Source organism: Chachezhania sediminis, assembly GCF_009765275.1.
GTDB classification, from domain to species: Bacteria; Pseudomonadota; Alphaproteobacteria; order Rhodobacterales; family Rhodobacteraceae; genus Chachezhania; species Chachezhania sediminis.
Map to the genome: position 1 here is coordinate 49,884 of NZ_VOPH01000001.1, position 13,373 is coordinate 63,256.

Annotated in this window: 14 protein-coding genes, 1 tRNA gene and 2 pseudogenes; 14 read left to right on the forward strand and 3 right to left on the reverse strand. The window is 65.6% G+C overall.

Features of this window, described 5'->3' with window-relative positions; genetic code table 11:
• Positions 1-2: 2 nt before the first annotated feature.
• A pseudogene (locus FQK05_RS00235) lies at positions 3-365 on the reverse strand (biotin synthase BioB); the annotation flags it as partial.
• Here FQK05_RS00235 and FQK05_RS00240 point away from each other — a divergent pair.
• Positions 352-761: pseudogene (locus FQK05_RS00240) on the forward strand (transposase); the annotation flags it as partial. The pseudogenes FQK05_RS00235 and FQK05_RS00240 overlap by 14 nt on opposite strands.
• Before the next feature lie 64 nt (positions 762-825).
• On the opposite strand, the gene FQK05_RS00245 reads toward FQK05_RS00240, so the two are convergent.
• A tRNA-Ser gene (locus tag FQK05_RS00245) sits at positions 826-915 on the reverse strand.
• Between the two features lie 137 nt (positions 916-1,052).
• On the opposite strand from FQK05_RS00245, the gene FQK05_RS00250 reads away from it, so the two are divergent.
• The 7 genes from FQK05_RS00250 to FQK05_RS00280 all read left to right on the forward strand — a co-directional run bounded on the left by FQK05_RS00250 (position 1,053) and on the right by FQK05_RS00280 (position 7,421).
• Entirely contained in the window at positions 1,053-1,931 is an 879-nt protein-coding gene (locus FQK05_RS00250) for a DUF2059 domain-containing protein (RefSeq protein WP_158963473.1), read from the forward strand.
• 234 nt (positions 1,932-2,165) lie between these two features.
• On the forward strand, positions 2,166-2,828 hold the full coding sequence (locus FQK05_RS00255; protein WP_158963475.1) for a 50S ribosomal protein L21: 663 nt from the start codon (positions 2,166-2,168) through the stop codon (positions 2,826-2,828).
• A 27-nt stretch (positions 2,829-2,855) separates the two neighbouring features.
• Positions 2,856-3,125: a 50S ribosomal protein L27 gene (gene rpmA, locus FQK05_RS00260; RefSeq protein ID WP_158963477.1), complete on the forward strand. Its 270-nt coding sequence runs from the start codon at positions 2,856-2,858 to the stop codon at positions 3,123-3,125.
• A 162-nt stretch (positions 3,126-3,287) separates the two neighbouring features.
• Positions 3,288-3,824, forward strand: a complete 537-nt coding sequence (locus tag FQK05_RS00265) for a GNAT family N-acetyltransferase (RefSeq protein WP_158963479.1) — start codon at positions 3,288-3,290, stop codon at positions 3,822-3,824.
• A 48-nt stretch (positions 3,825-3,872) separates the two neighbouring features.
• Positions 3,873-4,907 (forward strand): GTPase ObgE, encoded by a 1,035-nt coding sequence (gene obgE / locus FQK05_RS00270; protein WP_158963481.1) that lies wholly within the window; start codon positions 3,873-3,875, stop codon positions 4,905-4,907.
• A complete protein-coding gene (proB, locus tag FQK05_RS00275) occupies positions 4,895-6,028 on the forward strand; it encodes a glutamate 5-kinase (RefSeq protein WP_233270291.1) in 1,134 nt (377 codons plus the stop codon). The genes obgE and proB overlap by 13 nt, the downstream gene beginning before the upstream one ends.
• 127 nt (positions 6,029-6,155) lie before the next feature.
• Positions 6,156-7,421: a glutamate-5-semialdehyde dehydrogenase gene (locus FQK05_RS00280; protein ID WP_158963483.1), complete on the forward strand. Its 1,266-nt coding sequence runs from the start codon at positions 6,156-6,158 to the stop codon at positions 7,419-7,421.
• Positions 7,422-7,578: 157 nt separating this feature from the next.
• On the opposite strand, the gene FQK05_RS00285 is transcribed toward FQK05_RS00280, so the two are convergent.
• A complete protein-coding gene (locus FQK05_RS00285) occupies positions 7,579-8,190 on the reverse strand; it encodes a histidine phosphotransferase family protein (protein WP_158963485.1) in 612 nt (203 codons plus the stop codon).
• Positions 8,191-8,339: 149 nt separating this feature from the next.
• Between FQK05_RS00285 and FQK05_RS00290 the strand changes: the two genes are divergently transcribed.
• From FQK05_RS00290 to tsf, 6 genes are all read left to right on the forward strand, one after another.
• Positions 8,340-8,522, forward strand: a complete 183-nt coding sequence (locus tag FQK05_RS00290) for a DUF3553 domain-containing protein (protein WP_158963487.1) — start codon at positions 8,340-8,342, stop codon at positions 8,520-8,522.
• A 114-nt stretch (positions 8,523-8,636) separates the two neighbouring features.
• Positions 8,637-9,416 (forward strand): GNAT family N-acetyltransferase, encoded by a 780-nt coding sequence (locus tag FQK05_RS00295; protein ID WP_158963489.1) that lies wholly within the window; start codon positions 8,637-8,639, stop codon positions 9,414-9,416.
• Between the two features lie 24 nt (positions 9,417-9,440).
• Complete coding sequence (locus FQK05_RS00300; protein ID WP_158963491.1) at positions 9,441-10,286, forward strand: lysophospholipid acyltransferase family protein; 846 nt, start codon at positions 9,441-9,443, stop codon at positions 10,284-10,286.
• Between the two features lie 68 nt (positions 10,287-10,354).
• On the forward strand, positions 10,355-11,275 hold the full coding sequence (locus tag FQK05_RS00305; RefSeq protein ID WP_158963493.1) for a DMT family transporter: 921 nt from the start codon (positions 10,355-10,357) through the stop codon (positions 11,273-11,275).
• A gap of 188 nt (positions 11,276-11,463) precedes the next feature.
• Positions 11,464-12,264 carry a 30S ribosomal protein S2 gene (gene rpsB / locus FQK05_RS00310; protein ID WP_158963495.1) on the forward strand — a complete coding sequence of 267 codons (801 nt, stop codon included), beginning with the start codon at positions 11,464-11,466 and terminating at the stop codon, positions 12,262-12,264.
• A 117-nt stretch (positions 12,265-12,381) separates the two neighbouring features.
• Positions 12,382-13,257, forward strand: coding sequence for a translation elongation factor Ts (gene tsf, locus FQK05_RS00315; protein WP_158963497.1), 876 nt, complete (start codon positions 12,382-12,384; stop codon positions 13,255-13,257).
• Positions 13,258-13,373 lie beyond the last annotated feature (116 nt).

Sequence of the window (13,373 nt, forward strand, 5' to 3'; positions counted from 1 at the left end):
CCCTATTCCGCCGCGACCCGGGGCCGGGCCTGCGCGGGGGCGACATGCATCCCCAGTCGGGTCAGCAGGTCCTGATCCTTCCATGCCGCCGGGTTGCCGGTGGTCAGCAGCTGGTCTCCGACGAAGATCGAATTCGCCCCGGCGAGAAAGCACAGCGCCTGCAACTCGTCACTCATCCCCGTGCGCCCGGCCGACAGCCGCACGACAGAGGCGGGCATCAGGATGCGGGCCAGCGCCACGATGCGCACCAGCGCGAAGGGATCGACCGACTGGGCCCGCGCCTGCACCGGCACGCCCTCGATCTCGTTCCACAGGTTCACCGGCACGCTGTCGTGATGCGCGGGCAGCGTGGCCATCTGCGACAGCCAGGAACGTCCTCTGAACCTGTTCGTAACGGGAAGTCAAGTTAGCGACTACATCGGCGCGCGGGCGCTTAGTGACAGCCTGCCGGATGTCGATTGACCACTCGGAGATCGCGGCTATGATGCCCACTGGTTCCGGGAAAAGTTGAAAGACAAGGGGATACGCGCCTGCATCCCCGGCCGGAAACAGCGGAAGACACCGGTGAAGTATGACGACATGCGCCGCTACAAACGCCGAAATCGCCCCTCTCGTGACATTGCTTCCCAATGCACTGCCGGGCAGTGATAGAGATCATGTTCCGCAGGCTGAAGGATTGCCGACGGGTCGCCACGAGCTACGACCGGTGCCCCAAGGTCTTCCTCTCGGCCATCGCTCTCGCGGCTGCCGGCATCTACTAGCTATGAGCCCTGACACTTGTAGGTCTTGCTGCTTGCCAGATTTCTCAATGAAATCAATGGCAAGTGGCGGAGAGACAGGGATTCGAACCCTGGGTGGGCTTGCACCCACAACGGTTTTCGAGACCGCCCCGTTCGACCACTCCGGCACCTCTCCGCGGGGGTCTGGGAGGTCCGTTTAGCGATGATCTCGGGGGGGCGCAAGCGCCTATTGAAGCCAAAATGCGCCGTTTCCGCCGGGGACACCAAGAATTGCGTTGCCGGCCCCCGCCAGTCCGCTAGATTTGAGCCATCATGCGCTACTCCAAAGCTCTTTCGCCCCTGTTTCAGGGTGCTTCGCGGGTCCTCTCCGCGGTCGTGTTGTCCGTCGGCCTGTCGCTGGGCGCGGCCCCTCCGGTCGCGGCCTTCGAACATGTCAGCCGGGACGGGATCGAAACGTTCCTGGACGTCACCGGATTCGACGTGGCGCTGGATTCGGTCGCCCAGGCGGCAGATTCGGCGCCCGGCATGCTGGGACTGGACCCGACCGACCTGGGCCCGGCCTGGACCCTGACCACGCGTGAGGTCTTCGCCCCCGAACGCCTGCACGGCATGGCGCTGGAATTCCTGGAGGCGACGCTGAGCGCGGAACAGGCGAAACACGCGCAGGACTTCTATGGCAGCGAACTGGGCCGGAAGCTGGTCGAACTTGAAAATGCGTCGCACGTCATGGAGGACGACGAGGCCAAGTCGGCCGAGGGCGAGGAACTGGTGGCAGAGATGGTGCGCGACGGATCGCCCCGGCTGCAGATCCTGAAGCGCATGAACAAGGCCATCGATGCCTCGGGCAGTTCAGTCACCGCGATGCAGGAAGTGCAGATGCGCTTTCTGCTGGCGGCCAGTGCCGCGGGGCTGATCGATCTGGACCTGGACGCGGATATGCTGGCCGACATGCAGAAGGCTCAGGAGGGCGAGATGCGGCGGTCGATGCAGACATCGGCGCTGGCCAATGCCGCCTATACCTATCGTGAACTGTCGGACGCCGAGCTGGAACAATATGCCGAAGCCCTGGAACAGCCGTTGATGCAGGAGGTCTATGCCCTGCTGAATGCGATCCAGTTCGAGATCATGGCCAACCGCTTCGAGGTGCTGGCCGGCCGCATGTCGGACATGGCGCCGGGACAGGATATCTGAGCGGCTCCCGGACCGTGACAAATGCCCGCAAAAACGGGCGCCAACGCGCTTGACATCCGTACGGCTTCACCGGATAAGGCGCGCTCCGGAAGCGGGTCGTCCGCTTGCGGTTTTCATCGTCATGACGCCCGTTGAAGGGCGCGCTGTCCGCGGTGGCCGGGGCCCGAGGGTCCATATGGCCGCAAACGCCCGCAAGGGGACCACAGGACGCGGGAAAGTAAGAAGGAACACGCGATGTTCGCGGTATTCAAGACCGGCGGCAAGCAATACAAGGTTCGCGCCGGCGACAAGCTGGAAGTCGAGCGCCTGTCTGCCAATGCTGGTGAAACGGTCCAGTTCAACGACGTGCTGATGCTGGGCGGCGACTCGCCCGTGCTGGGTGCTCCCTTGGTCGACGGCGCAGCCGTTCAGGCCGAAGTGGTCGAGCAGATCCGCGGCGAGAAGGTGATCCACTATGTTCGCCGTCGTCGTAAGCATTCGTCGAAGCGCACCAAGGGCCACCGGCAGCACCTGACCGTGCTGACCGTGACCGAGATCCTGGCCTCGGGCGGCGCAGACACCGGCGTGAAAGCTGCCATCGGAACCGGCAAGGCGCCGATGCCCGAAGCAGCTGCCGCTCCGGCCGCCAAGAAGGCGAAGAAGGCAGCCCCGGCCGCCGACGCGCCCGTCGCCGAGGCCGCAGCCCCCGCTGCCGGCGCCGACGATCTGAAGAAGCTGTCGGGTGTCGGCCCGGCGCTGGAGAAGAAGCTGCTTGCCGCAGGCATCACCAGCTTCGCTCAGATTGCAGCATGGACCGAAGAGGACATCGCTGCTATTGACGAGCAACTTTCGTTCAAGGGTCGGATCGAGCGTGAAGGCTGGGTCGAACAGGCCAAAACCCTGGCTGGCGCAAGCTGAGCCTGTCGAGGTTAAGGAGAAACCCAAATGGCACACAAGAAAGCAGGCGGCTCTTCGCGTAACGGACGCGATTCTGCAGGCCGTCGTCTCGGCGTGAAACTCTATGGCGGCCAGAAGGCCGTGCCGGGCAACATCATCGTGCGGCAGCGTGGCAACAAGTTCTGGCCCGGCGAAGGCGTCGGCCAGGGCAAGGACCACACCCTGTTTGCAACCGTCGAAGGCGCCATCAGCTTCCGCAAGGGGCTGAAGGGTCGTACCTTCATTTCGGTCCTGCCAGTGGCGGAGGCCGCAGAGTAAGCCGAACCCGACGGGTTATGACATTGTTCAGGGGGATCGGCGCAACCGCCGGTCCCCCTTTGCAGTTCCGCCATATCGTTCCCCTAGGATCGGGCGGAGGAAGGGCCAGGGGATGGCGTCTGGCGAGGCCCGTTCCTCGCACCAGTTCGGAGGAGAGCCCGAATGATACACGACCAGATCGTTCCGCAGGCGATCATCGAGACGGAACGTTTCACGCTGCGTCCCCTGCGCAAGTCGGACAAAGGGCTGATCGAGCTCTATGCCAGCGATATCCGCGTGGCGCAGATGACGACGTCGATCCCGCACCCGCTGCCCCCCGGCACCACCGAGGCCTATATCACCCGTGCGCTGGCCGCGGACCGGACCGAGGATATCTGGGCCATCGACGGCACCCAGGCGAACGGGTCCGAAATCATGGGCGTGATCTCTCTCGACCGGCAGGGCGGGAACCAGTCGGAAGTGGGCTACTGGATTGCGCCGCCATTCTGGAATACGGGTCTGGCAAGCCAGGCGGTCGAGGCGCTTGTCGCGGCCAACCCGCTGGGCGACCGGACCTTTTTTGCTTCGGTCTTCCAGGACAACCCGGCATCCGCCCGGGTTCTGATCCATGCCGGATTCGAGTATCTGGGGGACGCGGAAAATTTCTCGGTGTCGCGCGGCAAGGTCGTGCCCACCTGGACCTATAGTCGAAAACTCTGACCCCGACCGGACGAACCGGCTGAGGGGCGCAAGTCTTGGGAACGTGACATGAAATTCCTCGATCTTACTAAGGTTCATGTCCGCTCCGGGGCGGGCGGCAACGGGTGCGTCAGCTTCCGCCGCGAGAAGTTCATCGAATACGGTGGCCCCGACGGCGGCGATGGCGGCAAGGGCGGGTCGGTCTGGGCCGAGGCGGTCGAGGGGCTGAACACCCTCATCGACTTCCGCTATCAGCAGCATCACTTCGCCAAGAACGGACAGCCCGGCATGGGCCGCCAGCGCACCGGCAAGGACGGCGACGACATCGTGCTGCGCGTGCCTGTGGGGACCGAAATCCTGGAAGAGGACGAGGAAACCGTCGTGGCCGACCTGACCGCGCCCGGCGACCGGGTGCTGCTGGCCAAGGGCGGCAATGGCGGCTTCGGCAACCTGCATTTCAAGAGCGCGACGAACCAGGCGCCGCGGCGGGCGAATTCCGGGCAGGACGGCGTGGACCGCACGCTGTGGCTGCGGCTGAAGCTGATCGCCGATGCCGGTCTTCTGGGCCTGCCCAATGCGGGCAAGTCGACCTTCCTGGCTGCGACATCCAATGCCCGGCCCAAGATCGCCGATTATCCGTTCACGACGCTGCACCCGAACCTGGGCGTGGTCGGCGTGGACAATGCCGAAATGGTCATCGCCGACATTCCCGGCCTGATCGAAGGCGCCAGCGAAGGCAAGGGCATCGGCGACCGGTTCCTGGGCCATGTCGAACGCTGCTCGGTCCTTTTGCACCTGGTCGACGGGATCACCGACGACGTGCTGGGCGATTATGAAACCATCATCGGCGAGCTGGAGGCCTATGGCGGCCATCTGGCGCAGAAGCCCCGGGTGACGGCGCTGAACAAGGTGGATTCCATGGATCCCGACGCCCGGGCCGAGGCGCTGGCAGCGCTGGAAAAGGCGTCCGGCGGCAAGGTTTACGCCATGTCCGGCGTATCGGGCGAAGGGGTGCAGGACGTGCTGCGGGCGCTCAAGGCGGAAATCGACGCCGACCGCATCGCCCAGTCCCCCGTGACGGAGGACGAGACGTGGAAGCCCTGAGCGTGACCCGCGAACGCCCCGGCCTTGCCAGTGCGGCGCGGGTGGTGGTCAAGATCGGATCTGCCCTTCTGGTTGACCGGGACACGGGCGCGCTGCGCCGGGACTGGCTGCAATCCCTGGCGGACGATGTCGCGGCACTTCGGCGGGCGGGGTGCGACGTTGTGCTGGTATCGTCGGGATCGATCGCGCTGGGGCGCGGCGTGCTGGGCCTGCCGATGACGGCGCTGGCGCTGGAACAAAGCCAGGCGGCAGCGGCCGTGGGTCAGATCCGGCTGGCGCGCGCCTATGAAGAGGCGCTGGACAGGCACGGCATCACCGCCGCCCAGGTTCTTGTGACGCTGGAAGACAGCGCCGACCGCCGCCGTTACCTGAACACCCGCGCGACACTGGAGATGCTTCTGTCGCTGGGCACCGTTCCCATCGTGAACGAGAACGATACCGTCGCTACGGACGAGATCCGGTATGGCGACAACGACCGGCTGGCGGCGCAGATGGCCGTGACGGTGGGCGCCGACCGGCTGATTCTTCTGTCCGATGTCGACGGTCTTTATACGGCGAACCCGGCACAGGATCCTACGGCGCGCCGCTTCGACGTGATCGACCAGATCACACCGGACATCGAGGCGATGGCCGGCGATGCCGGATCTGGCCTGTCCAAGGGGGGCATGAAGACCAAGGTCATGGCCGCGCGGACGGCGACGGCCGCGGGTTGTGCCATGGCGATCTGCAAGGGCGCCGACATGAACCCGCTGAAGCGGCTTGAGGACGGTGCGCCGGCGACGTGGTTCACGGCGCTGACCGACCCGCAGACGGCGCGCAAGCGCTGGATCGGGGCGATGAAGGCGCAGGGCGAAATCCGGATCGATGCCGGCGCGGCCACGGCGCTGTCTGCCGGGAAAAGCCTGTTGCCCGTCGGTGTGACGGCGGTCAGCGGCGAGTTCGGCCGGGGCGAGCCTGTTGTGATCGTCGGTCCCGATGGCGCGCGGCTTGGGCAGGGGCTGACGCGGTATACCGCCGAGGAGGCCGGCCTGATCCGCGGGCGTAAACTGGCCGAGGTGGAAGAGTTGCTGGGCCATCCGGGCCGGTCCGTCCTGATCCACCGGGACGACATGGCGCTTTGACGTCACGCGGCCGGCGCGCGCCCATGACGGCCCGCCCGCCCAACCCGACCACCGTCACGGGCGCATACCGCCGGACGGAAGTTCACGGGGCCTTGAGGGCCTGAAGTTGGTGAAGAAGGAGAGAGAGATGAAGGATCTCGACGATATCCAGACGGTAATGGCCCGCATCGGTGCCAGGGCCCGCGCAGCGGCAACCGAACTGGCTTTCACCGACCCAGAGCACAAATACGCGGCCCTTGTCGGCGCCGCCCACGCCGTATGGGACCGTCGGCAGGAAATCCTCGACGCAAATTGCGAGGATCTGGTCTATGGCGAGGAGAAGGGGCTGAGCCCTGCGATGATGGACCGCCTGACCCTGGACGAGGGCCGCATTCGCGGCATCGTCGACGGGTTGCGTGCCGTGGCGGAACAAACCGATCCGGTGGGTCAGGTGATGACGGAATGGGACCGGCCTTCGGGCCTTCATATCCGCCGGGTCCGCACGCCCCTGGGCGTGGTTGGCGTGATCTATGAAAGCCGTCCCAACGTGACCGCCGATGCGGGCGGACTGTGCCTGAAATCCGGGAACGCGGTGATCCTGCGGGGCGGATCGGAAAGCTTCCATTCCTCGACCGCGATTCATTCGTGCCTGGTTGACGGTCTGAAACAGGCGCATCTGCCGGAAGACGCGATCCAGCTGGTGCCGACCCGCGACCGCGAGGCGGTGACCTGCATGCTGAAGGACACGGCCAATATCGACGTGATCGTGCCCCGCGGCGGCAAGGGCCTGGTGGGCCTGGTCCAGCGCGAGGCGCGGGTGCCGGTCTTTGCCCACCTGGAAGGCATCTGCCACGTCTATATCGACAAATGGGCCGATCCCGAGATGGCGGAAAAGATCGTGGTCAACGCCAAGACCCGGCGTACCGGGATCTGCGGTGCCGCCGAATGCCTGCTGATCGACTGGAAGTACTATACCGAACACGGGCCCCGGCTGATCGAGGCGCTGCTGGAAAAGGGTGTCGAGGTCCGCGCCGACAAGGAACTGTCCAAGATCCCGGGCACGGTGCCGGCCAAGGACGACGACTGGGGCCGCGAATACCTGGACAAGATCATCGCCGTGAAACTGGTCGATGGTGTGGACGATGCGATGGCCCATATCCGCAAGTACGGCTCGCAGCACACCGATGCCATCGTGACGCGGGACCAGCCGACGGCCGACCGGTTCTTCCAGCGACTGGATAGCGCGATCCTGATGCACAATGCGTCCACCCAGTTCGCCGATGGTGGCGAATTCGGCATGGGGGCGGAAATCGGGATTGCCACGGGCAAGATGCATGCCCGCGGGCCGGTGGGCGCCGAACAGCTGACCAGCTTCAAGTACCTGGTCAGCGGGAACGGGGCTGTGCGGCCGTAGGGGACTGCGCTGAACCCTTGCCTATCGGTCCGTCCGAGCGGGACGTCGGGCGTTTTGGCAAGAAGGGCACCGGCCGCCCACCCATTTCAATGGGGCGGGGGCATGTCGGTCGCTGCCCGGCGCGCCTCCGGGTGGGACGCCCGGTCAGCAAGGTTGCCTAGAACCGCAGCCGCAAGGTCGACAGATCCCGTTCCTGTCCTATGGTCCGGCCCAGTTCGCTGGCCGCCAGCGGCAGCAGCAGGAACTGGACCTGCGCCGGGGTGACAGTGCCGGCCCCGGCAGCCGGGCTGCCGGGGCCGGCACCCAGCAGATCCCACAGCTCGGCATTGACGTTCAGCTTTTCGCCCGATCCGGTGATGGTCCAGCCGCCGTCGTCATGGACCACGCGGACGGTGCCGCCATAGGGCAGGGCGGTCTCGAAACAGAGGATCGCCAGGAAGGCCAGGCGGACCTGGTCGCGGGGCAGGTTTTCCATCGGGTCCCAGTGGACGGCGACGCGGGCGTTCTTGCCCATGTCCTTCAGGACCGACACGATTTCCGACCGGCCGAGCGGATGGTCCGAGGAGGCACCGAAGGCGATGCGGAAGAACTGGATCCGCGCCCCGGCATTGCCGACGCTGTCGGCGATCAGTGTCATCTCCGGCCCTTTCGGGACCCCGGACATTTCCAGCAGTTCCAGCCCGTTCTGGATCGCACCGACGGGACTGATCAGGTCATGGCAGATGCGCGATCCGATCAGCGCCGCCAGGTCGTTCTTTGCATCCCCCATCGTACTCCTCCCCTTCGTGTCACATACGGGGCCCTGCGCCACCGCCCATGCCGACCTGCGGCCCCTGTTCGATGGCCCCTGTTCATCGGCCCCTGTTCATCGGCCAATGTCGCTGATATCCACGAAGCGGCCCAACAGCGGAGCGCGTCATGAGCGACCTCAACGGTTTTCTGACCCCGGGGATGTTCGTCCGACATCCCGATCACCCGGAATGGGGCACGGGCCAGGTCCAGTCGAATGTGGGCGGCAAGGTGACCGTCAACTTCCGTGATACCGGAAAAGTTGTTCTTGACGGAACCCGGATCGCCCTTCTTCCCGTTGTTGATCCCTGAAACTGGTTACGGAAAGGTTAACCTTTCTGGCCGGAACCGGGCGGTCGCGGGCTGTTGCCGGGCACCGGGTCTTTACGGTATCACCGGCCACCATTACCGACCAAGGCCCGACCGATGAGCGTTACGCGCCCCGACATCCACGCCGAGGAAGCGATCCGTATCAAGATCGCCGATACGCCGGGCGAACTGCGCGCGGCACAGGCCCTGCGCTACGATGTCTTCGTGCGCGAGCTGGGCGGCGGCGGCGAGATGGTCGACCACGCCGCCGGGCTGGAGCAGGACGCCTTCGATCCGTTCTTCGATCACATGATCGCCACCGACACGGCCACGGGGCAGGTGGTGGGCGTCTATCGCCTGCTGCCGCCGGAAAAGGCCGCCGCGATGGGGCGCTATTATTCCGAAGACGAATACGACCTGTCGGTGCTGAAGGCCTCCGGTCGGCGGCTTCTGGAGTTGGGGCGGTCGTGCCTTCATCGCGACTATCGCGGGGGCGCGGTGATGTACCACCTGTGGACCGCGCTGGCCGATTACGTGGCCCAGCACCGGATCGAGATCCTGTTCGGCGTGGCTTCGTTCCATGGCACGGACGTGCAGGCGCTGGCGCAGCCCCTGTCGATGCTGCATCATAACCACCTGGCGCCGGAAGGCCTGCGGCCGCGGGCGCTGCCGGAACACTGCCAGCCGATGGATCTTGTGCCCGCGGACCAGATCGACCGGAAGGCCGCGATGCGGGCGATCCCGGCGCTGATCAAGGCCTATCTTCGTCTGGGCGGTTTCGTCGGCGACGGCGCCTTCATCGACCGGGCCTTCAACACGACCGACATCTGCCTGGTACTGGACACCGAAAAGCTGAACGCGCGGCAGAGCAAGATCTACACCGAACGCCGCGGATGATCGCCGGGCCATGAGCGTCACACGATGAGCGTTACCTGGGGCACCGATATCGAACCGCCGAAGAGTCGCGTCACCTGGGCGGGCCGGATCCTGCTGGTGATCCGCGGCCTGTCGCTGATCCTGCTGATGCTGGTGGCGTTGGTCGTCAACATGGTGCTGCGGGGGATCGAATACCCGTTCACCGGGATCAGCCGGCCGCTGTCGGGATGGGTTCCGCATCTGACCAGCCGGTTTGCGTTGATGCTTCTGGGGATCGGCCTGACCGTCCGCGGCAAGCCAATGCGCCATGCGGGCGCCCTGGTGGCCAATCACAGTTCCTGGCTGGACATCTTCACGCTGAACGCCGGGGCGCGGGCCTTCTTCGTCGCCAAGGCCGAGGTGTCGGGCTGGCCCGGGATCGGGACCATTGCCAGGGCGGCCGGGACGCTCTTCATCGAACGCAGGTCCAGCGAGGCGCGCCGTCAGCAGGCCCTGTTCGAAAGCCGCTTCGACGCCGGACACCGCCTGCTGTTCTTCCCTGAAGGCACCTCCAGCGACGCGGTCCGGGTGCTGCCGTTCAAGACGACGCTCTTTGCCGCCTTCTTTGCCGATCACCTGCGGGATACGATCTGGGTCCAGCCGGTAACGGTCGTCTATCATGCCCCCAAGGGCGAGGATCCGCGCTATTACGGGTGGTGGGGCGACATGGAATTCGGATCCGACCTGATCAAGGTGCTGGCCACGGTTCCTCAGGGACGGGTAGAGCTGATCTATCACCCGCCCGTAGCCCCGAAGGATTTCCCGAACCGGAAAGCACTGGCGCGGCATTGCGAAATGCAGGTCCGGTCCGGACTTCGGGCCGCGCTTGGACCGGACGCCGCGACGGACTGAACGACCGCGACGCGACGGCAGACGGCTCGCCGATGGCCCGCAAGCGGCGGCCGTGATAGGGGCAGGGGATGACATCCCAATCCGTCGACCAGGCCGGCGCCCCGGTCCCCCAGGCCCTGGCAGCGGCGGGCGTCCTGTTCGCGTCCATCTGTTTCGGCATCGTGCCCTATTTCGCCCGCGGCCTGGCAGAGCAGGGGCTGGCTCCGCAGGCCGTCGCCTTTTATCGCTATGTCATCACCGGCCTGGTCCTTTGCCCGGTGCTGGTCCACCAGCGCCGGCACTGGCGCGCGATCCTGTGGGGGCTCGCGGGCGGCGCCGTGATGGGGCTGGGCTGGACCGGCTATGCCGCGGCGATCCGGGTGGTCCCGGCCTCGACCGTCGGCGTGCTTTACATGACCTACCCGGTCTTCACCGTGGCCATCGCATGGATCATGTTCGGCGACCGGCCGACGGGACGGGCGCTGATCGCCGCGGCGCTGGTCCTGCTGGCCGCCATCGTCGCGGGCAATCCCCAGGCCGTGCCGGTGGACCAGATTCCCGCGCTGATCCTAGCGCTGACGGCGCCCCTGGGCTTCGGCTTCGGGATCTGCGTGCTGGTCTTCCGCCTGTCCCGCATTCCGCCCCTGGCGCGCATCGCCTCGGCCACGCTGGGCGCGGTGATCGCGCTGGCGCCGATGATCGTGACGTCGGACGCCGCGGCGGTCATTCCGGCCAACCTGGACGTCTGGCTGATGGTCGCGGGCCTGGCGCTGGGATCGGCGCTGGTGCCGCAGCTGGTCTATACCGTCTGCACGCCCATCGTCGGTGCGTCCCGCGCGGCGGTCTTCGGCAGCATAGAGCTTCCGACCATGTTCGCCGTCAGTGTCTTCGCCCTGGGCGAACCCCTGACCTGGCCGCAGATCGTGGCCTGCATCCTGATCGTGTCCGCCATCGCCCTGACCAATGCCCGGGCGACGCGGAACGTAACGACCAATCAGACCCGCTCCTGATCCGGGGGCAGAGGTCCGGGCCGGAAAGCCGGACAAACGGGTTGCACATCCGTCCGGGTTGACGTATGGCCCCCGCATTCAATCCCGCAGGTGGGGTTGGGCCCTCGGGAGAGACATCCCCGAACGGTCCGCCGGTGGAGCGCAAGCTCTATTCCCCGCCGAGGCTAACCGGAAAGGAAAAGCAAAGCATGGCTCTGCCTGATTTCTCCATGCGTCAGCTCCTGGAAGCTGGCGTTCACTTCGGCCACCAGACGCAGCGCTGGAACCCGCGCATGGCACCGTTCATCTACGGTCAGCGCAACGGCATCCACATCATCGACCTGACGCAGACCGTCCCGATGCTGGATCAGGCGCTGCAAGTCGTGCGTGAAACCGTCGCCAAAGGCGGCCGTGTGCTGTTCGTCGGCACCAAGCGTCAGGCCGCGGCTCCCGTCGCCGAAGCTGCCGAGAAGTCGGCCCAGTACTACATGAACCACCGCTGGCTGGGTGGCACGCTGACCAACTGGAAGACCGTGTCGCAGTCGATCGACCGTCTGCGCCAGATCGACGAAGCGATCGAGCACGGTGCCGATGGCCTGACCAAGAAAGAGCGTCTGAACATGGAACGCTCGCAGGGCAAGCTGCAGGCGTCCCTGGGCGGCATCCGCGACATGGGCGGCACGCCGGACCTTCTGTTCGTCATCGACGTCAAGAAGGAAGCACTGGCCATCGCCGAAGCCAACAAGCTGGGTATCCCGGTCGTGGCCGTCGTCGACACCAACTGCTCGCCCGATGGCGTGGACTACATCATCCCGGGCAACGATGACGCCGCACGCGCCATCTCGCTCTACTGCGATCTCGTCAGCCGCGCCGCTCTGGACGGCATGACCGCACAGCTGGGCGCCGCCGGCGTCGACCTGGGCGAGCTGGAAGAGACGATGGTGGAAGAGGTCCTGGTGGAAGAAACCGCCGAGCCCGCAGCCGCCGAAGAAACCGCCGCACAGGCGTAAGATTCAGGGCTCCGCCGGGTATGATCCAGGGCGGGGCCGTCACGGAATTGACACGCAATTGACATGGGGGGCGGGTTAGTGCTGCCCCCGAATGCGAACACGTCTAGGAGACCGACAATGGCGATTACGGCTGCTATGGTGAAAGAACTGCGCGACAGCACCGGCGCAGGCATGATGGACGCCAAGAAGGCGCTGACCGAAACCGACGGCGACATGGAAGCCGCGGTCGACTGGCTGCGCACGAAGGGTCTGGCGAAGGCTGCCAAGAAGTCCGGCCGTACCGCGGCCGAAGGCCTGGTGGTCGTGGCCGTCGAAGGCGGCAAGGGCGTTGCGGTCGAGGTGAATGCCGAAACCGACTTCGTCGCCAAAAATGCCGAATTCCAGGAAATGGTTGCCTCGATCGGTCAGGCTGCCCTGGGTGTTGCCGATGTCGAGGCCCTGAAAGAGGCCAAGGTGAACGGCAAGACCGTGGCCGACATGGTCACCGACAAGATCGCCACCATCGGCGAGAACATGTCGGTGCGTCGGATGTCGACCGTCGAAGGCGAAACCGTCGTGACCTATGTCCATAACGCGGCAGCGCCGTCGATGGGCAAGATCGGCGTTCTGGTCGCGATGACCGGCGCGGATGAGGCATTCGGCCGTCAGGTCGCGATGCACATTGCCGCTGTGAACCCTGCAGCCCTGAACGAAGACGCGCTGGATCCGGCCGTCGTCGAGAAGGAAAAGCAGATCCAGATGGACATCGCCCGTGAAAGCGGCAAGCCGGAAGCGGTGATCGAGAAGATGATCATCGGCCGGATGAAGAAGTACATGGCCGAAGTGACACTGCTGAGCCAGCAGTTCGTGGTGAACCCCGACCTGACCGTCGGCGCCGCTGCCAAGGAAGCCGGCGTGGAAATCACCGGCTTCGTGCGCCTTGAAGTGGGCGAAGGCATCGAGAAGGTGGTCGAAGATTTCGCCGCCGAGGTCGCAAAGACCGCCCAGGGCTAAGCCCGGGTTCCCGGTTCCAAACGGACCTTGGGCCTCGCGCAGAATGCGCGGGGCCCTTTTCGTTTGCGGGGGGAGCTGTGGTGACCGCCCGCACCTCAGCATCCGCTCGGCGGCAA

Coding starts and splice junctions, on each gene's coding strand:
- FQK05_RS00250 (WP_158963473.1), top strand. CDS start 1,053: ATGCGCTACTCCAAAGCTCTTTCGCCCCTGTTTCAGGGTGCTTCGCGG.
- FQK05_RS00255 (WP_158963475.1), top strand. CDS start 2,166: ATGTTCGCGGTATTCAAGACCGGCGGCAAGCAATACAAGGTTCGCGCC.
- rpmA (WP_158963477.1), top strand. CDS start 2,856: ATGGCACACAAGAAAGCAGGCGGCTCTTCGCGTAACGGACGCGATTCT.
- FQK05_RS00265 (WP_158963479.1), top strand. CDS start 3,288: ATGATACACGACCAGATCGTTCCGCAGGCGATCATCGAGACGGAACGT.
- obgE (WP_158963481.1), top strand. CDS start 3,873: ATGAAATTCCTCGATCTTACTAAGGTTCATGTCCGCTCCGGGGCGGGC.
- FQK05_RS00280 (WP_158963483.1), top strand. CDS start 6,156: ATGAAGGATCTCGACGATATCCAGACGGTAATGGCCCGCATCGGTGCC.
- FQK05_RS00285 (WP_158963485.1), bottom strand. CDS start 8,190: ATGGGGGATGCAAAGAACGACCTGGCGGCGCTGATCGGATCGCGCATC.
- FQK05_RS00290 (WP_158963487.1), top strand. CDS start 8,340: ATGAGCGACCTCAACGGTTTTCTGACCCCGGGGATGTTCGTCCGACAT.
- FQK05_RS00295 (WP_158963489.1), top strand. CDS start 8,637: ATGAGCGTTACGCGCCCCGACATCCACGCCGAGGAAGCGATCCGTATC.
- FQK05_RS00300 (WP_158963491.1), top strand. CDS start 9,441: ATGAGCGTTACCTGGGGCACCGATATCGAACCGCCGAAGAGTCGCGTC.
- FQK05_RS00305 (WP_158963493.1), top strand. CDS start 10,355: ATGACATCCCAATCCGTCGACCAGGCCGGCGCCCCGGTCCCCCAGGCC.
- rpsB (WP_158963495.1), top strand. CDS start 11,464: ATGGCTCTGCCTGATTTCTCCATGCGTCAGCTCCTGGAAGCTGGCGTT.
- tsf (WP_158963497.1), top strand. CDS start 12,382: ATGGCGATTACGGCTGCTATGGTGAAAGAACTGCGCGACAGCACCGGC.